The sequence below is a fragment of the Streptomyces roseolus genome (assembly GCF_014649855.1).
Lineage (GTDB): Bacteria > Actinomycetota > Actinomycetes > Streptomycetales > Streptomycetaceae > Streptomyces > Streptomyces roseolus.
Genome location: NZ_BMTV01000005.1, coordinates 142,980 through 161,817 on the forward strand (window position 1 = coordinate 142,980; position 18,838 = coordinate 161,817).

At 75.0% G+C, this 18,838-nt stretch carries 18 protein-coding genes; 13 read left to right on the forward strand and 5 right to left on the reverse strand.

The features are described from left to right. Positions 1-4 precede the first annotated feature (4 nt). Positions 5-1,060 (reverse strand): lipoate-protein ligase LplAB, encoded by a 1,056-nt coding sequence (gene lplAB, locus IE245_RS07710; RefSeq protein ID WP_189945997.1) that lies wholly within the window; start codon positions 1,058-1,060, stop codon positions 5-7. A 319-nt stretch (positions 1,061-1,379) separates the two neighbouring features. Between lplAB and IE245_RS07715 the strand changes: the two genes are divergently transcribed. The 6 genes from IE245_RS07715 to IE245_RS07740 all read left to right on the forward strand — a co-directional run bounded on the left by IE245_RS07715 (position 1,380) and on the right by IE245_RS07740 (position 7,359). Further along, complete coding sequence (locus IE245_RS07715) at positions 1,380-2,228, forward strand: inositol monophosphatase family protein (RefSeq protein ID WP_189945998.1); 849 nt, start codon at positions 1,380-1,382, stop codon at positions 2,226-2,228. 122 nt (positions 2,229-2,350) lie between these two features. After that, positions 2,351-3,784, forward strand: coding sequence for a phytoene desaturase family protein (locus tag IE245_RS07720; protein WP_189945999.1), 1,434 nt, complete (start codon positions 2,351-2,353; stop codon positions 3,782-3,784). 9 nt (positions 3,785-3,793) lie between these two features. Beyond that, a complete protein-coding gene (locus IE245_RS07725) occupies positions 3,794-4,414 on the forward strand; it encodes an L-threonylcarbamoyladenylate synthase (RefSeq protein WP_189946000.1) in 621 nt (206 codons plus the stop codon). Between the two features lie 107 nt (positions 4,415-4,521). Beyond that, on the forward strand, positions 4,522-5,301 hold the full coding sequence (locus tag IE245_RS07730; RefSeq protein WP_189946001.1) for a metallophosphoesterase: 780 nt from the start codon (positions 4,522-4,524) through the stop codon (positions 5,299-5,301). A gap of 57 nt (positions 5,302-5,358) precedes the next feature. Continuing rightward, positions 5,359-6,828 carry an AlkA N-terminal domain-containing protein gene (locus tag IE245_RS07735; RefSeq protein WP_189946002.1) on the forward strand — a complete coding sequence of 490 codons (1,470 nt, stop codon included), beginning with the start codon at positions 5,359-5,361 and terminating at the stop codon, positions 6,826-6,828. A gap of 12 nt (positions 6,829-6,840) precedes the next feature. Then, the gene (locus IE245_RS07740) at positions 6,841-7,359 is read left to right on the forward strand and encodes a methylated-DNA--[protein]-cysteine S-methyltransferase (protein WP_189946003.1); all 519 of its coding nucleotides are present in this window, start codon (positions 6,841-6,843) and stop codon (positions 7,357-7,359) included. A gap of 161 nt (positions 7,360-7,520) precedes the next feature. On the opposite strand, the gene IE245_RS07745 is transcribed toward IE245_RS07740, so the two are convergent. After that, entirely contained in the window at positions 7,521-8,237 is a 717-nt protein-coding gene (locus IE245_RS07745; RefSeq protein WP_189946004.1) for an SIR2 family NAD-dependent protein deacylase, read from the reverse strand. A gap of 64 nt (positions 8,238-8,301) precedes the next feature. Here IE245_RS07745 and IE245_RS07750 point away from each other — a divergent pair, with 64 nt between their 5' ends. Continuing rightward, positions 8,302-8,505, forward strand: coding sequence for a type II toxin-antitoxin system VapB family antitoxin (locus IE245_RS07750; protein ID WP_030497067.1), 204 nt, complete (start codon positions 8,302-8,304; stop codon positions 8,503-8,505). Positions 8,506-8,691: 186 nt separating this feature from the next. Here IE245_RS07750 and IE245_RS07755 read toward each other — a convergent pair whose 3' ends face one another. Beyond that, entirely contained in the window at positions 8,692-9,186 is a 495-nt protein-coding gene (locus tag IE245_RS07755; protein ID WP_189946005.1) for an NUDIX domain-containing protein, read from the reverse strand. A gap of 258 nt (positions 9,187-9,444) precedes the next feature. Next, on the reverse strand, positions 9,445-11,154 hold the full coding sequence (locus IE245_RS07760) for a BCCT family transporter (RefSeq protein WP_189946006.1): 1,710 nt from the start codon (positions 11,152-11,154) through the stop codon (positions 9,445-9,447). Between the two features lie 112 nt (positions 11,155-11,266). Here IE245_RS07760 and IE245_RS07765 point away from each other — a divergent pair, with 112 nt between their 5' ends. Then, positions 11,267-12,418, forward strand: a complete 1,152-nt coding sequence (locus tag IE245_RS07765; RefSeq protein ID WP_189946007.1) for a glycerate kinase — start codon at positions 11,267-11,269, stop codon at positions 12,416-12,418. Between the two features lie 43 nt (positions 12,419-12,461). Here the strand turns inward: IE245_RS07765 and IE245_RS07770 are convergent, their stop codons facing one another. Beyond that, positions 12,462-13,661, reverse strand: a complete 1,200-nt coding sequence (locus tag IE245_RS07770) for a PucR family transcriptional regulator (RefSeq protein ID WP_189946008.1) — start codon at positions 13,659-13,661, stop codon at positions 12,462-12,464. A gap of 208 nt (positions 13,662-13,869) precedes the next feature. On the opposite strand from IE245_RS07770, the gene IE245_RS07775 reads away from it, so the two are divergent. The 5 genes from IE245_RS07775 to IE245_RS07795 are packed head-to-tail and all read left to right on the forward strand — an operon-like array spanning position 13,870 to position 18,793. Beyond that, the gene (locus tag IE245_RS07775; protein ID WP_189946009.1) at positions 13,870-14,730 is read left to right on the forward strand and encodes an ABC transporter ATP-binding protein; all 861 of its coding nucleotides are present in this window, start codon (positions 13,870-13,872) and stop codon (positions 14,728-14,730) included. After that, on the forward strand, positions 14,727-15,572 hold the full coding sequence (locus IE245_RS07780; protein WP_229851130.1) for an ABC transporter ATP-binding protein: 846 nt from the start codon (positions 14,727-14,729) through the stop codon (positions 15,570-15,572). The genes IE245_RS07775 and IE245_RS07780 overlap by 4 nt, the downstream gene beginning before the upstream one ends. Then, a complete protein-coding gene (locus tag IE245_RS07785) occupies positions 15,569-16,459 on the forward strand; it encodes a branched-chain amino acid ABC transporter permease (protein ID WP_189946010.1) in 891 nt (296 codons plus the stop codon). The genes IE245_RS07780 and IE245_RS07785 overlap by 4 nt, the downstream gene beginning before the upstream one ends. After that, positions 16,452-17,528: a branched-chain amino acid ABC transporter permease gene (locus tag IE245_RS07790; RefSeq protein ID WP_189946011.1), complete on the forward strand. Its 1,077-nt coding sequence runs from the start codon at positions 16,452-16,454 to the stop codon at positions 17,526-17,528. The genes IE245_RS07785 and IE245_RS07790 overlap by 8 nt, the downstream gene beginning before the upstream one ends. Continuing rightward, entirely contained in the window at positions 17,525-18,793 is a 1,269-nt protein-coding gene (locus IE245_RS07795) for an ABC transporter substrate-binding protein (protein ID WP_189946012.1), read from the forward strand. The genes IE245_RS07790 and IE245_RS07795 overlap by 4 nt, the downstream gene beginning before the upstream one ends. Positions 18,794-18,838: the final 45 nt, after the last annotated feature.

An 18,838-nucleotide genomic window follows, 5' to 3' on the forward strand; every position in this document is an offset into this window, starting at 1 on the left:
AACCCTAGGGGACCCGCGCGGTCCACTCGGGCGACGAGAACTTGCTCTCCGCCAGCTCCTTCGCGGCGGACAGCTCCTCCTCCGTGACCCGGCCCTCCGTCAGGCCGTAGCGCTGCCGGAAGGAGGCGATCATGCGCTCGATCACCGCCTCGCGCGGCAGTCCCGTCTGGCGGCGCAGCGGGTCGACGCGCTTCTTCGCGCTCGTGGTGCCCTTGCCGGAGAGCTTCTCGCGGCCGATCCGCAGCACCTCGGTCATCTTGTCGGCGTCGATGTCGTACGCCATCGTCACGTGGTGCAGCACCGCGCCCGCGCCCGTCACCATCCGTTTCTGCGCCGCGCCCGCGATCTTCCCCGCCTCGGTGGCGATGTCGTTGAGCGGCTGGTACCACGCCTTCACGCCCAGGTCGCCGAGCGCGGCGAGGACCCAGTCGTCGAGGTAGGCGTAGCTGTCGGCGAAGGACAGGCCCTGCACCAGGGCGTCGGGCACCGACAGCGAGTACGTGATGGTGTTGCCGGGCTCGATGAACATGGCGCCGCCCCCGCTGATCCGGCGCACCACCTGGATGCCGTGCCGCTCGGCGGCCTCCGGGTCCACCTCGTTGCGCAGCGACTGGAAGCTGCCGATGACGACGGCGGGCGCGCCCCACTCCCAGACCCGCAGCGTCGGCGGCCTCCGGCCCTCCGCGACCCCCGCGGTGATCACCTCGTCGAGCGCCATGTGCAGGGCGGGGGAGCGCGGCGGCTCGTGGACGAGCTGCCAGTCGTAGTCGGTCCAGTCGGTGGCGTGGGCGAGCGCCCGGCGGACCGCCACCCCGACGCCCTCGGCGGTGAGTCCGTACATCCGCGTGCCGGGCGGCAGGGCCGCCTCGATCCGGGCCGCGAGCCCGGTGGCGTCGGTGTCGGCGGGCGCGCCCTCCAGGGCGCGGTCGATGGAGAGGATCGCCTCGTCGGGTTCGAGGAAGAAGTCCCCGGCCACCCGGACGTGGCGGAGCACCCCGTCCTCGACGTCCAGATCGACGACGACGAGCTTGCCGCCGGGCGCCTTGTACTCACCGTGCACCGTTTCGTCCCCTTTCCGCAGGTGATGGTGATCCTAGCCAGACACACGCTCCTCCCGGGCCGTCGCCCTGACGGGAGGCGGCCGGGGAGCTTCAGGGTGTCCTCCTGGGAGGGACCGGGCCGGAGGGGGCCGCGCCAGGCACACGCGTCGGCTCCCTCACCCGGCGGGCAGTCCCATCCCCGGCCGGCCACGCCCGCCCGGGGGGCGCCCCCCGACCGGCCCGCCCGGTCCGCGGCCTGACGAGGGCCCAGGTTCTCGTCAGGCCGGGCAGGACCACGGCGCGGTACCGGTTGTCGGACCCGCGTGCTTAGCTGGACACATGATCGAGTCCTTCCTTGAGCACGTTCTCGACGGCGGTACGACGGAGGTGGAGGAGGCGGTCCGCAAGGCGGTCGCGGAGGAGGTCATGCCGCGCTTCCGGCAGCTCGCCGACCACGAGATCGTCGAGAAGAAGGGGCCGTACGACCTGGTGACGGTCGCCGACCGGGCGGCCGAGGAGCACCTGACCCGGGCGCTGACCGCGCTGCTGCCGGGCTCCGTCGTGGTCGGCGAGGAGGCCGTCCACGCCGACCCGGGCCTGTACGACGCGCTGCGCGGCGACGCCCCGGTCTGGATCGTCGACCCGGTGGACGGCACCCGCCAGTTCGTCCACGGCGACCCGGCCTTCTGCACCCTCGTCGCCCTGGCCCACCACGGCGAGCTCCTCGCCTCCTGGACCTTCGCGCCCGCCCTGGGCGAGCTGGCCGTCGCCGTCCGGGGGCGCGGCGCGGTGCTCAACGGGACGCGGATCCGGTCCGGTTCGCCCGCCCCGGGCGCCGTCCTGGAGGTCGCCACCTCGCACCCCGACTACTCCACGCCCGAGCAGAAGCGGGCCCTCCTCGGGCTCGTCACCGAGGGCGTCCGGCCCCGGCCGTGCGGCTCGGCCGGCCTGGAGTACCTGTCGATCGCCCGGGGCGCGCTCGACGCCACCGCCTTCGGCTGGGAGTACGCCTGGGACCACGCGGCCGGACTGCTGCTGGTCGCGGAGGCGGGCGGCGCGCAGACCACCGTCGCCGGCGAGCCGTTCCGCATCGCCGGGGGCAACGCGCTGCCCTTCACGGCCGCCCGGGACGCCGCCACCGCCGAGCGCGTCCGCGCCCTCCTCGCCGCCGCCCCGGCCGGGGACTGACGGGTGGTCACGAGGCCGGGCCGGCCGCGCCGCCGGCCGCTGCCGGAGCCGAGCCGCCACCGCCGGAGCGGGCGGGCCTATCCTGGCCCTGCCGAACCGCCGGCCGACGTGAGGAGCCCGAGGTGACGTCACTGCTCGACGCCGTCGTCGTGGGGGCCGGGCCCAACGGACTGACCGCCGCCGTGGAGCTGGCCCGCCGCGGCCACTCGGTGGCCGTGTTCGAGGCGAAGGAGACCGTCGGCGGCGGAGCCCGCACCGAGGAACTGACCCTCCCCGGCTTCCGCCACGACCCCTGCTCCGCCGTCCACCCGCTCGGCGCCGGCTCGCCGGTCTTCCGGACCATGCCGCTCGACCGGTACGGCCTGGAGTGGCTCCACCCCGAACTGCCCATGGCGCACCCCTGGGACGACGGCACCGCCGCCGTCCTCTCCCGCTCCGTCGCCGAGACCGCCGCCTCCCTCGGGCCGCGCGACGCCGGCGCCTACCGCCGGCTCGTCACCCCCTTCCTCGGCCGCTGGGAGACGCTCTTCCGCGACTTCATGCAGCTGCCGCTCACTGCGCTGCCCCGCGACCCGGTCGGTCTCGCCCGCTTCGGTCTCACCGGACTGCCGCCCTCCACCTGGCTGCTGCGCCGCTTCCGCGACGAGAAGGCCCGCGCCCTCTTCGCCGGCCTGGTCGGCCACGTCATCGCGCCGCTCGACGGCTTCGCCACCTCCGCCGTCGGCCTCGTCTTCGCGCTCGCCGCGCACGCCGTCGGCTGGCCCGTGCCCCGCGGCGGCTCCCAGGCGATCCCGGACGCCCTCACCGCGTACCTCACCGAGCTCGGCGGCACCGTCCACACCGGCTACGAGGTCAAGCGCCTCGACGACCTGCCGCCCGCCCGCGCCTACCTCTTCGACACCTCGCCCACCGCCCTCGCCCGCATCACCGGCTTCGGCGCCCACCACTACGCCCACTACCGGTACGGCGCCTCCGCCTTCAAGATCGACTACGCCCTCGACGGGCCCGTGCCGTGGACCGCCGAGGCCGCCCGCCGGGCCGGCACCGTCCAGGTCGGGCCCACCGCCCGCGCCATCGACACCGCCCTGCGCCAGGCCTCCTCCGGCTCCGCCCCCGACACGCCGTTCCTCATCACCGCCCAGCCCAGCCTCGTCGACCCGTCCCGCGCCCCCGGGGGCAAGCACGTCTTCTGGGCGTACGGCCACGTGCCCAACGGCTGGCGCGGCGACCTCACCGACGCGATCGAGCGGCAGATCGAGCGCTTCGCCCCCGGCTTCCGCGACCGGATCCTCGCCCGCGCCACCGCCGGACCGCCCGAACTCGCCGCGCGCAACGCCAACTACATCGGCGGCGACATCGCCTGCGGCGCCGCCCGAGGCCTCCAGCTCGTGCTGCGCCCCACCCTCTCTCCCTGGCCGTACCGCACCCCCCACCCCGCGGTCTTCCTCTGCTCCTCCGCCACCCCGCCCGGCCCCGGCGTCCACGGCATGTCCGGGCACAACGCCGCCAAGGCCGTCTGGCGCCACCTCAGAACCCTCGACGGCCGGGGAACCTAGACTCGGCCCATGGCGAAGTACATCGACGTGCACCCCGAGAACCCGCAGCCGCGCATCATCGACGGCGTGGCCGACTCGATCCGCAAGGGCGGGCTCATCGCCTACCCCACCGACTCCTGCTACGCCCTCGGCAGCCGGATCGGCAACCACGAGGGGCTCACCCGCATCCGGGAGATCCGCCGCCTCGACGACCGGCACCACTTCACCCTCATGTGCGCGGACTTCGCCCAGCTCGGCCAGCTCGTGCACATCGACAACCGGGTCTTCCGGGCCGTCAAGTCCGCCGTCCCCGGCGCGTACACCTTCATCCTGCCCGGCACCAAGGAGGTGCCCCGGCAGCTCCTCCACCCGAAGAAGAAGACCGTCGGCGTCCGCATCCCCGACCACGTCGTCACCCAGGCGCTGCTCGCGTCACTCGGCGAACCCCTGCTCTCCAGCACCCTCCTGCTGCCCGACGAGGAGGAGCCGCTCACCCAGGGCTGGGAGATCAAGGAGCGCCTCGACCACCAGGTCGACGCCGTCCTCGACTCCGGGGACTGCGGCACCGTCCCCACCACCGTCGTCGACTTCTCCAGCGGCGATCCCGAGATCGTCCGCGTCGGCGCCGGGGACCCCACCCGCTTCGCGTGAGCCGGAAGGGCCGTCCCGCCGGGCGGTGGCCCTTACGCGCCCCGTCGTGATCACCGTACGGTCGGTCGGGTGAACCACCGTTCACCCCGACCGCCGGAGGCCCACCCGTGATCGTCATCGCCCACGTCAGCGACACCCACATCGACGCGGAGGAGCGCGCCACCGCGCGCACCCGCGCCGTCCTGCGCCACCTGGAGGAGCTCCCGTACGACCTGGCGGCCGTCCTCGTCTCCGGCGACATCGCCGACCACGGAGCCCCCGCCGAGTACGACGCCGCCCGCGCGCTCCTGACCGGCCGCCACCCGCTCGTCGTCTGCCCCGGCAACCACGACGACCGCGCCGCCTTCCGGGCCGGCCTCGCGCCGCTGCTCCACGAGGACGGCGACCCGGCACCCACCGCCCCCGTCGACCAGGTGCTGCGCGGCGACGGCTTCGTCCTCGCCGTCTGCGACTCCTCGATCCCCGGCAAGCACGACGGCCACCTGGAGGACACCACCCTGGAGCGGCTGGACCGCGTCCTCACCGACACCCCGCGCGACACGCCCGTCCTCGTCGCCTTCCACCACCCGCCGGTGCCGCTGCACACCCCGTACGTCGACGAGATCCGGCAGTACGGCGAGGACCGGCTCGCCGCGCTCGCCGCCCGCCACCCCCACCTCACCGCCTTCCTCGCCGGCCACGCCCACACCGCCGCCGCCACCACCTTCGCCGGCCGCCCGCTGCTCGTCGCCCCCGGCACCGCCTCCACCATCCGGCTGCCCTGGGAGCACCCGGGCCCCGACAGCCCGCACGTCCACCTGGACACCCCGCCCGGTGTCGCCTTCCACGTCCTCGACGACGCGGGGCGGATCACCACCCACTTCCGGACGGTGCCGGTCTCCGGCTGAACGTCCATGTCGTTTTTCTGCCAGCCCGAGGGTCCGCGCACCCTCGATCCTGGATCCATGCACACCGAGACCGAGCGCTGCGTGCGGGCCGTCCAGTCCAAGGACGCCCGCTTCGACGGCGTCTTCTTCACCGCGGTCCGCACCACCCGGATCTACTGCCGTCCCAGCTGCCCGGCCGTCCCGCCCAAGCCCGAGAACATGGAGTTCCACCCCAGCGCCGCCGCCTGCCAGCGGGCCGGCTTCCGGGCCTGCAAGCGGTGCCGGCCCGACACCAGCCCCGGCTCCCCGGAGTGGAACGTGCGGGCGGACGCCGTCGCCCGCGCCGTCCGCCTGATCCAGGACGGGGTCGTCGACCGGGAGGGCGTCCCCGGTCTCGCCCGGCGGCTCGGCTGGTCCACCCGGCAGGTCGAGCGCCAGCTCCTCGCCGAGCTGGGCGCGGGCCCGCTCGCCCTGGCCCGCGCCCAGCGAGCCCAGACCGCCCGCACCCTCGTCGAGACGACGGCGCTGCCCTTCGCCGAGATCGCCTTCGCCGCCGGCTTCTCCTCCATCCGCTCCTTCAACGACACCGTCCGCCAGGTCTTCGACCTCAGCCCCGGCGAACTGCGCGCCCGCGCCGCCGGGCCGGCCGCGCCCCACCCGCCCGGCGTGATCAGCCTCCGGCTGCCCTTCCGCGCCCCGCTGGAGCCGTCCAACCTCTTCGGCCACCTCGCCGCCACCGCCGTCCCCGGCGTCGAGGAGTGGCGCGACGGTGCCTACCGCCGCACCCTCGCCCTTCCGTACGGGCACGGGATCGTCGCCCTCACCCCGCGCCCCGACCACGTCGCCTGCCGGCTCTCGCTCACCGACCCCCGCGACCTCACCCACGCGATCAGCCGCTGCCGCCGCCTCCTCGACCTCGACGCCGACCCCGTCGCCGTCGACGACCGGCTGCGCGCCGACCCGTTGCTCGCCCCGCTCGTCGACGGGGCACCCGGCCGGCGCGTCCCGGGCACCGTCGACCCGGCCGAGTTCGCGGTCCGGGCCGTCCTCGGCCAGCAGGTGTCCACGGCCGCCGCCCGCACCCACGCGGCCCGGCTCGTCACCGCCCACGGCGTGCCCGTCGAGGACCCCGAGGGCGGCCTCACCCACCTCTTCCCGACCCCCGGCGCGCTCGCCGGGCTCGACCCCGAGACCCTGGCCCTGCCCCGCAGCCGCCGCGCCACCCTGCTGTCCCTCGTCGGCGCGCTCGCCGACGGCACCCTCTCCCTCGGCCCCGACACCGACCGGGCCGAGACCCGCGCCCGGCTGCTCGCGCTGCCCGGCTTCGGCCCCTGGACCACCGAGATCATCGCCATGCGCGCGCTCGGCGACCCCGACGCCTTCCTTCCCGGCGACCTCGGAATCCGCCGCGCCGCCGTGGGACTCGGCCTGCCCGGCACCCCCGGCGCGCTCACCGCCCGCTCCGCCGACTGGGCGCCCTGGCGCGCGTACGCCGTCCAGTACCTGTGGGCGACCGACAGCCACCCCATCAACCACCTCCCCGCGTAAGGAAGTTCCGCCATGCCCCGCACCACCACGTCCCGCACGGTCGTGCACACGGTCGTGGACAGCCCCTACGAGCCGCTGACCCTGGTGGCCGTCGACGGCGTCCTCAGCCGCGTCCACATGACCGGCCAGCGCCACCGCCCGCCCGAGGAGAGCTTCGGCGCGCGCGACCCCCGCCCGTTCGGCGAGGTGATCCGCCAGCTCGACGCCTACTTCGACGGCGAGCTCACCGAGTTCGACCTGCCGCTCCACCTGGAGGGCACCCCGTTCCAGCTGCGCGTCTGGGAGCAGCTCCGGCTCATCCCGTACGGGGAGACCCGCACGTACGGCGAACTCGCCGAGGCGCTCGGCAGCCCCAGCGCCTCCCGCGCGGTCGGCCTCGCCAACGGCAAGAACCCCGTCAGCGTCATCGTCCCCTGCCACCGCGTCATCGGCTCCGGCGGCAGCCTCACCGGCTACGGCGGCGGCCTGGAGCGCAAGCAGCGGCTGCTCGCCTTCGAGTCGGGCGCCGCCGCCCCGGACGCGCTGTTCTAGGGCCTGTCCGACCGTTCCCGTCGGGTCCGGCCCGCCCGGCGCGCACGCTCGCCGCACGGCAGAAACGCCCAAGCAGCTCCGCTACGAGGACGCCCCGGCCGCACGCCGGGCGCACACACCGGACGACCCGGCCTGATCCGACGCCAAAGGTCGGACAGGCCCTAGCCCAGCCGCTCCAGGAGCGCCGGCAGGGCCGTGCCGATCGGCTCGCGCAGGACCTCGGCGGCGAGCGGGTCGTACGGGGTCGGCTCGGCGTTCACGATGATCAGCCGGGCCCCGTGCTCGGCCGCGATCCCGGCCAGCGAGGCCGCGGGCTGCACCTGGAGGCTCGTGCCGACCGCGACGAACACCTCGGCCGCCTTGGCCACCGACATCGCGTTGCCGAGGACCACCGGGTCGAGCCGCTGCCCGAACATCACGGTCGCCGGCTTCAGGATCCCGCCGCAGTCCCGGCAGGCGGGGTCCGGGTCGCCGGCGTCCAGGCGTTCCAGGGCCTCGGCCATCGGCGAGCGGGCGTGGCAGGCCGTGCACACCACCGACCGGGCGGTGCCGTGCAGTTCGAACACCTTGCGGTCCGGCACCCCGGCGGCCTGGTGCAGACCGTCCACATTCTGCGTGATCACCCGCAGCGCGTTCCCGGTCCGCTCGTACGCCGCGATCGCGCGGTGCGCCGCGTTGGGCTCCGCCGTCAGGACCGGGGCGTCGCGCCGCATCAGCCAGGAGCGGCGGCGGACCTCCGGATCGGCCATGTACGGCCCGTAGGTGACCAGCCGTTCGGCCTCGGGGTCCCGCCGCCACAGGCCGTTCGGCCCCCGGTAGTCCGGGATGCCCGAGTCCGTGGAAATACCGGCACCGCTGAGGATCGCGACCATCGTCATGGCGGGAGGGTAGGCACCCCGGACCGGCTCCCGCGACCGGGTTTCCCGGTGCTAGGTTCCGCACATGGCCAAGGTGAACATCGCGCTCGACGCCGAACTCGTCGTGGAAGTCATGGTCCTGGCGGGCGTCGGCAGCCCGCAGGACGCCGTGGAGGCCGTCGTCCGCGACTACATCGCGCGCGGCCACCGCACGGAGGCGAGGACCGCCACCCGCGACGAGGCGAACCGCACCGGCGAGATGCTGCCCCCGGAGCCCCCGCAGGGATGACCGCCCCGCGGACCGGGACCGGACCGGCGCGCCCGGCCGGTCACCGGCGGCTGCTCCGGCGTCCTCGCCGCCGGGATCCCGCCGGCGGCCTTCGCGACGCCGCTGACGCCCGCGGCGGTCACGAGCTCCCACGACCGGGACGGGGAAGGCCCCACATCCGCCCCGCGGCGCCTCGGTGACGGGACGTCAGGCGTCGGCGGGCAGGCCGTTCACCAGTTCCGCCGGACCGCTCCCGTCGGCCAGGGCGCGCAGGCCGGCCAGCACCCGGGGGCCCAGGCTGCCCTGGAGGTGGCCCGGCACCTCGGACGGCTCGATCAGCTTCCAGGAGACCAGCTCGGCCTCCTGGAGCCGGATCTCCGCGAACCGCTCCTCGGAGAGCACCCCGCCGTCGTACAGGTAGGCCACCACCGGCGGCCGGGCCGGTCCCTGCGCCCAGTCCACCGCGATCAGCGGCCCCGGCGGCACGTCCAGACCGATCTCCTCCAGGGTCTCCCGGCGGGCCGCCTGCCGGGGCGTCTCGCCCGCGTCGGACTCGACCGTGCCGCCCGGCAGGACCCAGCCCTCGCGGTAGGTCGGCCGCACGACGAGGATCCGCCCCCGGCCGTCCCGGAAGAGCACGGCGGCACCGGCGAGGACCCGGGGGAGGCCGGCGATGTACGTGGCGTAATCGGTGACAGTCACGGCGCCAGCGTAGCCAGGCGGAGCGTCCGCCCGGCGGGTTGGCGGACACTCGCCCCGTCGAAGCCGTCCACCGCGCCGCGCACCCGGTCGCGCCGCGCACCCGGTCGCGCCGCGCACCCGGTCGCGCGGCGGCTCCGGCCGCCGCGGCGGGATCGCCGCCGCCCCGCACGGCACCCCGGCGACCGGTCCGGCCGCCGAGGATCCGGTAGGCGAGGCCGGGTCCGGCGGCCGACGGCCGATCCGCGGTCGCGCCGCCCGTCACGCCCCGCCCTCCCGCGGCGGCTCGCCGCCCTCCACGTCGGCGCGGGAGCGGGCCGCGCGGCGCAGCCGGTGGTGCCGGGAGCCGCCGCCCTGCTCGGTCATCGCCTCGCCGACCAGGGCCCGCACCGCGTCCCGCATCCCGTGCAGGGCGTGGTGGCGGGCCGGGCCCGCACCCGGGTCCTCGCGGAGCTCCCGCACCAGCGCCCAGCAGAGCACCAGCATGACCACCACGAACGGCAGGGCCACCAGGATCGTCGCCGTCTGGAGCGAGTTCAGGCCGCCCGCGACCAGCAGCACCGCCGCGACGGCCGCCATGAGCACGCCCCAGGTGACCACCAGCCAGGTCGGCGGGTGCAGCGAGCCGCGGCTGGTCAGCGAGCCCATGACGAGCGAGGCCGAGTCGGCGCTGGTGACGAAGTAGGTCATCACCAGGAGCATCGCCACGACCGAGGTGACCGTGCCGAGCGGCAGCGCCTCCAGCATCGCGAAGAGCGAGGCCTCCGCCCCGTCCTTCACCGCCGTCGCCAGGTCGGCCTCGCCGGTCGACTCCAGGCGGATCGCGGTGCCGCCCATCACGCAGAACCAGACGACCGTCGCCCCGGACGGCACGAGCAGCACGCCCATCAGGAACTCCCGGATCGTCCGGCCGCGCGAGATCCGGGCGATGAACGTGCCGACGAAGGGCGCCCAGGACAGCCACCACGCCCAGTAGAAGATCGTCCAGGCGCCCAGCCAGTCGCGGTCGGTGAACGCGCCGGTGCGGCTCGCCATCGGCAGCAGCTCGTGGAGGTAGCCGCCGGCCGAGGCCGGGACGGTGTCCAGGACGTAGACGGTCGGGCCGAGCAGGAAGACGAAGAGCGCCAGGCAGGCGGCGAGCACGATGTTCAGCGTCGACAGCCACTTCACGCCCTTGTGCAGGCCCGAGAAGGCCGACAGGACGAACGCCGCCGACAGCGAGGCGATGATGATCAGCTCGGTGGCCGTGGAGTCCTCGACGCCCAGCGTGAGGTTCAGCCCCTCCGCCACCTGGAGCGCCCCCAGGCCCAGACTGGTCGCCGTGCCGAAGACGGTCGCGAAGACCGCGAGCAGGTCGATCGCCCTGCCCTGCCAGGACGCGGCCCGGCGCTCGCCGAGGAGCGGCACGAAGGCGCTGCTCAGCCGGTTGCCGCGGCCCTTGCGGAAGCCCGCGTACGCCAGGGCGAGGCCGGCGATGCCGTAGATCGCCCACGGGGTCAGCGTCCAGTGGAAGAAGGAGTACTCCATCGCCGTCCGGGCCGCTGCGCCCGTGCCGGCCGGGGCGCCGCTGTCCGGCGGCGGGCTCAGGAAGTGCTGGAGCGGCTCGCCGACGCCGTAGAACATCAGGCCGATGCCCATGCCGGCGCTGAACATCATCGCGATCCACGCCAGGTTCGTGAACTCCGGCTCCGAGTCGTCCGCGCCGAGCCGGATCCGGCCGTACCGGCTCAGGGCGAGCACCACGCACAGCACCAGGAAGGCGTCCGCGGCGACCACGAACAGCCAGGCGAAGTTGGACAGGACCCAGGAGAGGGCGGCGGAGGAGGCGCTGTCGAAGGAGTCCTTGCCGAGCGCCGCCCAGCCGACCACCCCGACGACGGCGGCCACGCCGATCCCGATGACCTGCGCGTCGGGCGTGTGCCGTTCCGGTACGTGATCCGGAGACGGCGCCTCGTTCATATCCGTGCTCATGTGAGCCCACTATGGTGGGACATTTCGCTTTATCCGGGGGTGGCACGCCGTCTGGCCGTACGGATAGGGTCGGCCCTGGCGCGACTGCCTGTTCGAAAGCAAGGGATGCAAGGTGACGGACGGAGCAGCAACTCAGGTCGCTCACGTGCTCGTGGCGGCCGACAAGTTCAAGGGCTCGCTCACGGCCGTGCAGGTCGCGGAGCGGGTCACGGCGGGGCTCCGGAAGGTCGTCCCCGGCCTCTCGGTCGAGGCCCTGCCCGTCGCCGACGGCGGCGACGGCACGGTCGCGGCGGCCGTCGCGGCGGGCTTCGACCGCCACGAGGTACGGGTCACGGGACCGGTCGGCGATCCGGTCACCGCCGCGTTCGCGCTGCGCGGCACCACCGCGGTCGTCGAGATGGCGGAGGCGTCCGGCCTCCAGCTCCTCCCCGCCGGTACGTTCGCCCCGCTGACCGCCACGACGTACGGCTCCGGCGAGCTGCTGCGCGCGGCGCTCGACGCGGGCGCCACCACGATCGTCTTCGGCGTGGGCGGCAGCGCCACCACCGACGGCGGCGCCGGCATGCTCGCCGCGCTCGGCGCCCGCTTCTTCGACGCGGCCGGCGAGCCCGTCGGCCCCGGCGGCGCGGCCCTCGCGGAGCTCGCCTCCGCCGACCTGACCGCCCTCGACCCGCGCTTCGCCGGCGTCGAGTTCATCCTCGCCAGCGACGTCGACAACCCGCTGACCGGCCCCAAGGGCGCGCCCGCCGTCTACGGCCCGCAGAAGGGCGCCACGCCCGAGGACGTCGACACCCTGGACGCGGCCCTCGCGCACTACGCCCAGGTCCTGGAGAAGGCGATCGGCCCGAAGGCCACCGAGCTCGCCGCCTCGCCCGGCGCCGGCGGCGCCGGCGGCATCGGCTACGGCGCCCTCCTCCTCGGCGCGAGCTTCCGCCCCGGCATCGAGCTGATGCTGGAGGTCCTCGGCTTCGCCCCCGCCCTGGAGCGCGCCACCCTGGTCATCACCGGCGAGGGCTCCCTCGACGAGCAGACCCTCCACGGCAAGGCCCCCGCGGGCGTCGCCGCCGCCGCCCGCGCGGCCGGCAAGGAGGTCGTCGCCGTCTGCGGCCGCCTCGCCCTCCCGCCGGAGACCCTGGGCGCCGCCGGCATCCGCCGCGCCTACCCCCTCTCCGCCCTGGAGCCCGACCCCGCCAGGTCCATCCCGAACGCCGGCCCCCTCCTGGAGCGGGTCGCGGCGGACATCGCCCGGGACTTCCTGGCGTAGTCCTCGCACGGCCGGGCGCCCCCGGGGGCCCGGCCCCGACGTCTCACCCCTGCGCCGTCAGCCGGAACGCGTCCAGCGCCAGGGTCATCTCGGTGAGGTCCCGCGGGCGGGACAGCGACCGGGACGTCAGCTGCTCCAGGCGCCGCAGCCGGTTGAAGACCGTGTTGCGGTGGCAGTAGAGGCGGCCGGCCGCCCGGCCCGCCGAGCCCTCGCAGTCCAGCCAGGCGTCCAGGGTCTCCAGGAGGACCGCGCGGTCCGCCGGGTCCAGTTCCAGGAGGCCGCCGAGGACGTCCGTGACGAGGAGTTCGGCCAGGTCGGGGCGGCCGACGATCAGGGCGCCCGCCATCCGCCGGTCCAGGCGGACCACCTGCCGGCTGCCGGGCGGGCAGGTGCGCAGGGCGAGTTCGGCGAGGCGGCGGGCGCGGCCCAGCTCCGTCAGGCCCGTGACGACCGGGCTGATGCCGCCCGGGCCCGGGGCCCGCCCGTCGAGGACATCCGCCAGCGCGTCGAGGCCCGTGCCGTCGGCGAGCGCCACCACCCCGATCTCGCAGTCCGCCCGCATCCGCCACAGGAACCGCAGCCCCTCCGCCCGCACCTGGCGGTGGAAGGGCTCCCGATCCTCCCGGCGGTCCGGCCGCAGCACCACCACCGCGTACCGCCCCAGCTCCGGCAGGTCCAGGCCCGCCGCCGCCCGCGCCACCATCTCCGGCGTCCGCTCGCCTTCGAGGAGGGCGTCGAGGAGCGCCTGGAGCTGCTCGTCCGTGCGCCGCCGCAGCTCCGCCTCCGTCGCCCGGTACGCCTCCGAGGCCCGGTCCGCCTGCGCGTCCACCGCCGACCAGACGGTCGTCGCCGACTGCATCAGCGCCGCCAGCTGGGCCGCGTCCGGGCCCGCGCCCTCGATCAGCGCGTCCCACACCAGGTGCCCCGCGTGCCGGTACGCGTGCACCACCAGCTCCAGCGGCATGCCCTGCTCGGCCCGCCGCCGGCCCATCAGCTCCGCGTGCTCCAGGTCCCGCCGGGGCGAGTGCCGGGGAGCCGAGATCATCTCGATGCCGATCCTGATCGCCTCGTGCGCCTCCTGCCAGTGCTGGTCGTACGGCACGATCCGCCCGTAGGCGGGCTCGTACGCGTGCAGTTCCGCCAGATGCTCGTCCACCAGTTCCGGCACCCGCTCCAGAAGCGCCGTGCACGCGTGGGCGAGCACCTTCCAGTCGTCACCGGTCCGCCGTCTGCGCCGTCCCATGCCGGGAGCATCCACCGCCTGGCGCCCCCACGGCAACGCCCTGACGCGCGGTGTTGTGCGCGTGCACAGCCCTCCGGCGGCCCCGCTGGTCACCGGCAGCGTTTGCGGCGCCGGACGTGGACGGACCCTCCGGCACGGTGCTGGGGTGAGCGACCGAACGGCCGAGTAGCACGCACGGGTAACAACGGCGGCCGGGGAAAGGGGAGTCATGGGAGGTACCGCACCCGCCCTGACGGTGACGGACCTGACGGCGGGATACGGACCGGTGCACGCGCTGCGGCGCGTCTCGCTGACCGTGCCCGCCGGGGCCGTCGTCACCGTCCTCGGCGGCAACGGCGCCGGCAAGTCCACACTGCTGCGGGCGGTCTCGCGCACCCTGCGGTTCCACGGCGGCGCCGTGGTCTCCGGCACGGTCGCCGCCGCCGGCCGGCCGCTCGACGGGCTGCCGCCCGACCGCGTCGTCGCCGCCGGCGTCTGCCAGGTCCCCGAGGGCCGCCAGGTCTTCGCCCGCATGACCGTCGAGGACAACCTGCGGGCCGGCGGCCTCGCCCGGCGCGGCGACCGCACCGCCAAGGCCGCCGCCCTGCGCCGCGTCCACGAGCTCTTCCCCGTCCTCGCCGAGCGCGCCCGGCAGCCCGCCGGGCTGCTCTCCGGCGGCGAACAGCAGATGCTCGCCGTCGGCCGCGCCCTCATGGCCGCCCCCGAACTGCTCCTCCTCGACGAGCCCTCGCTCGGGCTCGCCCCCCTGATGGCCGCCCGCATCGCCGACGCCGTCCGGGAGATCAACGCCCAGGGCACGGCCGTCCTCCTCGTCGAGCAGAACGCGGCACTGGCACTGAAGCTCGCCTCCCACGCGTACGTCCTGGAGGTCGGCGAGGTCACCCTCTCCGGCCCCGCCGACGAACTCGCCGCCTCCGACGAGGTCCGCCGCCGCTACCTCGGCGTCGTGGACGCCGAGGCGGCGGAGGACGCCGCCCGCGCCCGCGCCGCCCACCCCGTCCTGTCCCGCTGGGACGAAGCGGCCCGGGCCCCCGCCCGCGGCCCGCGCCGCAAGGAGACCCCCAGATGACCACCCCGGACGAGCCGACCGTGCCCGCCCCGCGCACCCCCGCCCCCGGCGCCGCACCGGCCCGCGACGACGTCCCCGCCCTCACCGTCACCGGCCTCACCGTCCGCTTCGCCGGGCTCACCGCCCTCGACGGCGTCGACTTCACCGTCCGCCCCGGCACCGTGCACGCCCTCATCGGGCCCAACGGCGCCGGCAAGTCCACCTGCTTCAACGTGCTCTCCGGGGTGTACAGGGCCACCTCCGGCTCCGTGCGCCTCGGCACCCACGAGCTGACCGAACTGCCCCCGCACAGGATCGCCGACCTCGGCGTCGGCCGGATCTTCCAGAACCTGGCGCTGCCGCCGCGCGCCACCGTCGAGGACAGCCTCATGCTCGGCCGCCACCGGCTCACCCGCACCGGCTTCCTCGCCGCCGGGCTCCGGCTGCCCTCCGCCGCCCGCGAGGAGGCCCGGCACCGGGCCCGCGTCCGCGAGATCGCCGACTTCGTCGGCCTCGGCGACCAGCTGACGAAACCCGCGGGCTCGCTCCCGTACGGCCAGCAGAAGCTCGCCGAGCTGGCCCGCGCCCTCTGCATGGAGCCCACCCTGCTCCTCCTCGACGAACCCGTCGCCGGCATGACCGCCGACGAACGCCGCCGCACCGCCGCCGTCATCGCCGGCGTCCGCGACGGCCTCGGCATCTCCGTGCTCCTCGTCGAGCACGACATGGGCCTCGTCATGCGGCTAGCCGACTCCGTCACCGTCCTCGAATTCGGCCGCCGCATCGCCGACGGCAGCCCCGCCGACGTACAGAACGACCCGGCGGTCGTCCGCGCCTACCTCGGAGAGGAGACCGCCGCGTGAGCACCTTCGCGGAGTTCCTCATCAACGGGCTCTCCCTGGGCTCCGTCTACGCCCTCATCGCCCTCGGCTTCGTCGTCATCTTCCGCGCCACGGAGGTCGTCAACTTCGCCCACGCCTCACTGCTCCTGGCCGGCGGCTACCTCGTCGCCGTCCTCCACGAACCGCTCGGCTTCTGGCCCGCGCTGGCCGCCGGCGTCGCGGGCGCGGCCGTCGTCGGCGCCGCCGTCGAGTTCCTCGTCATGCGCCGCCACCGGGGCACCGACCACAGCGTCCTCGCCATCGTCACCATCGGCGTCGACATCCTCCTCGCCACCGAGCTGACCCGCCGGATCGGCACCGACATCCTCGCCCTCGGCGACCCGTGGGGCGACGCCGTCGTCACCCTCGGCCCGGTGACGATCGCCGAGACCCGGATCGCCGCCCTGCTCGCCGCCGCCCTCCTCATCACCGCCTTCCTGCTCGCCTTCCGGCACACCTCCTGGGGCGTGGCCATGCGGGCCGCCGCCGAGAGCCAGGAGACCGCCGCCCTGATGGGCGTCCGGCTCGGCAGGGTCTCGCTCGGTGCCTGGGCGGTCGCCGGGGGCCTGGCCGCCGTCGCCGCGCTCTTCCTCACCGTCTTCCCCACCCCCGGCCTGGAGAAGAGCACCTCGCTCGCCGCCCTCAAGGCCTTCCCCGCCGCGATCCTCGGCGGCCTCGACTCCACCACCGGCGCGCTCGCCGGCGGACTGATCGTCGGCGTCACCGAGTCCCTCGCCACCGGCTACCAGTCCGACCTGGCCTTCCTCGGCCGCGGGATCGGCGACCTCGCCCCCTACCTGGTGATGGTCGCCGTGCTGCTGATCCGCCCGGCCGGCCTCTTCGGCACGAAGGAGCTCGCCCGTGTCTGAGCGCCGCAGGACCCCCGCCAGGGCGTACGCCTGGGCCGCCACCGGCCTCGGCGGCATCGTCGCCCTCCTCCTCCCCTTCTACCTGGAACGCTTCTGGCTCCAGGCCGGGCTCTTCGCCATCGCCGCCGCCATCGGCGCCGTCGGCATCAACCTCCTCACCGGCGCCACCGGCCAGCTCTCCATGGGCCACGCCTTCTTCCTCGCCGTCGGCGCCTACGGCTACTGCGCCCTCGCCGGCGACGGCGGAGACGGGCTCGCCGGCCTCGGCCTGCCCGGCTGGCTCGCCGCCGTCCTCGCCGTCGGCCTCGCGGGGCTCGCCGGCGGGGCGTTCAGCCCCATCGCGGGCCGGCTGCACGGTGCCTACCTCGGCATCGCCACCCTCGCGCTGATCTTCATCGGCCAGCACGTCCTCTTCAACGCCCACGACCTCACCGGCGGCTACAACGGCCGCGCCGTCCCGCCGCTGAACCTCTTCGGCCTCACCTTCGACGACACCGAGGTCCTCGTCGCCCAGGTGCCCTTCGGCGCCGTCGAGAAGCTCTGGTACCTCGGACTGGCGCTGCTCCTCGGCGGGGTGCTGTTCGCCCGCGGGGTGCTTAGGGGCCGCCCCGGGCGCGCCATGAACGCCATCCGCGACCACCGGATCGCCGCCGGCGTCATGGGCATCCCGGTCGCCCGGCACCGCGCCGCCGTCTTCGTCCTGTCCTCCATGTACGCGGGCCTCGCCGGCGTCCTGCTCGCCCTGGTCTTCCAGCGGACCGTGCCCGAGTACTTCGGCATGGCGCTCTCCCTGGAGTACCTGGCGATGATCGTCATCGGCGGCCTCGGCTCCGTCGCCGGAGCCGTCGCGGGCGGCATCTTCGTCGCCCTGCTGCCCCAGCTCCTGAACCGGTACGCCGAAGCCCTGCCCCTGGTCTCCGCCCCGGGCACCGGCGGCATCGCCCCCGGCGAGGCCGCCCGCTACCTCTACGGCGCCGCCGTCGTCGGCACCGTCCTCTTCCTGCCCGGCGGCCTCGCGAGGCTCGTCGTGCGAACCCCGATCCACCGACCCTCAGGGGAGACTCGATGACCCACAGACGACAGGCGGCCGTGCGGGGCCTCGCCGCGGCGCTCGCCACCCTGGTCGCGCTCACCGCGGCGGGATGCAGCTCCAAGGCGAAGACCGGCGACGGCAAGGAGACCGGCGCCGGTGGGATCAAGACCGGCGAGGGCGTCACCGACACCACCATCACCCTCGGCGCGCTCACCGACATGACCGGCGTGTACGCCACCCTCGGCAAGAGCGTCACCCAGGCCCAGCAGCTGTACGTGAAGCAGGTCAACGCCGCCGGCGGCATCTGCGGCCGCAAGCTGGAGCTGACCGTCCGCGACCACGGCTACGACCCGCAGAAGGCGCTCGCCGCCTACACCGAGCTGGAGCCCAAGGTCGTCGGCTACCCCCAGTTCATCGGCTCCCCGTTCGTCGCCGCCGTCAAGCAGCGCGTCGACGGCCAGGACAAGGGCCTGGTCATGCCGCAGGCCTGGTCGGCCTCGCTCCTCGGCTCCCCGTACATCCGCGTCCTCGGCGCCACCTACGACGTCGAGACGATCAACGCGGTCGACTTCCTCGTCACCGAGAAGGGCCTGAAGAAGGGCGACAAGCTCGGGCACGTCTACTTCGAGGGCGACTACGGGGAGAACGCCCTCAAGGGCTCGAAGCACGCCGCCGAGAAGACCGGTCTGACCGTCGTCGAGCAGAAGATCAAGCCCACCGACAACGACATGTCGGCGCAGGTCGCCGCCCTCAAGCAGGCCGGCGTGAAGGCCGTCCTCGTCAGCGCCGGACCGCGCCAGGCCGCCTCCCTGGTCGGCGTGGCCGCCGCGACCGGCCTCCGCGTCCCCGTCGTCGGCAACAACTCCGCCTTCGCCCCCCAGCTCCTCGGCACCCAGGCCGGCCCCGCCCTGGAGAAGATGTACTGGTTCGCCTCCCCGAGCCTCCCCATCGGCGCCGACACCCCGGTCGCGAAGAAGCTCGCCGCCGACTACGCGGCCGCCTACCCGGACGACGGCCTCGACAACGGCGTCGTCGCCGGCTGGACCGCCGTGTCCGCCTTCGGCGAGATCCTGAGGAAGGCGTGCGAGAAGGGCGACCTCAGCCGCGAGGGCGTCGCCAAGGCGCTCCTCATCCTCAGCGCCCACGACCCCGGCTTCGGCATGACCCACGACTTCAGCGACCCGAAGGCCCCGTCGTCGCGCCAGTCCGTCATCCTCCAGCCCGACAAGAAGGTCCCCGGCGGGATGCGTACGGTCCGCCAGCCCTTCGCCGCGGAGGCGGCCGAGACCTACGCCCCCTGACCGGCGCCGACACGCCCGCGGGGGGAGGACGGGGCCCGTCCTCCC

Bases quoted from the DNA above. Each gene is read 5' to 3' on its own strand.
- IE245_RS07725 (WP_189946000.1), top strand. From the start codon at position 3,794: ATGGCGAAGTACATCGACGTGCACCCCGAGAACCCGCAGCCGCGCATC.
- IE245_RS07795 (WP_189946012.1), top strand. From the start codon at position 17,525: ATGACCCACAGACGACAGGCGGCCGTGCGGGGCCTCGCCGCGGCGCTC.
- IE245_RS07780 (WP_229851130.1), top strand. From the start codon at position 14,727: ATGACCACCCCGGACGAGCCGACCGTGCCCGCCCCGCGCACCCCCGCC.
- IE245_RS07750 (WP_030497067.1), top strand. From the start codon at position 8,302: ATGGCCAAGGTGAACATCGCGCTCGACGCCGAACTCGTCGTGGAAGTC.
- IE245_RS07740 (WP_189946003.1), top strand. From the start codon at position 6,841: ATGCCCCGCACCACCACGTCCCGCACGGTCGTGCACACGGTCGTGGAC.
- IE245_RS07760 (WP_189946006.1), bottom strand. From the start codon at position 11,154: ATGAGCACGGATATGAACGAGGCGCCGTCTCCGGATCACGTACCGGAA.
- IE245_RS07745 (WP_189946004.1), bottom strand. From the start codon at position 8,237: ATGACGATGGTCGCGATCCTCAGCGGTGCCGGTATTTCCACGGACTCG.
- IE245_RS07715 (WP_189945998.1), top strand. From the start codon at position 1,380: ATGATCGAGTCCTTCCTTGAGCACGTTCTCGACGGCGGTACGACGGAG.
- IE245_RS07775 (WP_189946009.1), top strand. From the start codon at position 13,870: ATGGGAGGTACCGCACCCGCCCTGACGGTGACGGACCTGACGGCGGGA.
- IE245_RS07770 (WP_189946008.1), bottom strand. From the start codon at position 13,661: ATGGGACGGCGCAGACGGCGGACCGGTGACGACTGGAAGGTGCTCGCC.
- IE245_RS07735 (WP_189946002.1), top strand. From the start codon at position 5,359: ATGCACACCGAGACCGAGCGCTGCGTGCGGGCCGTCCAGTCCAAGGAC.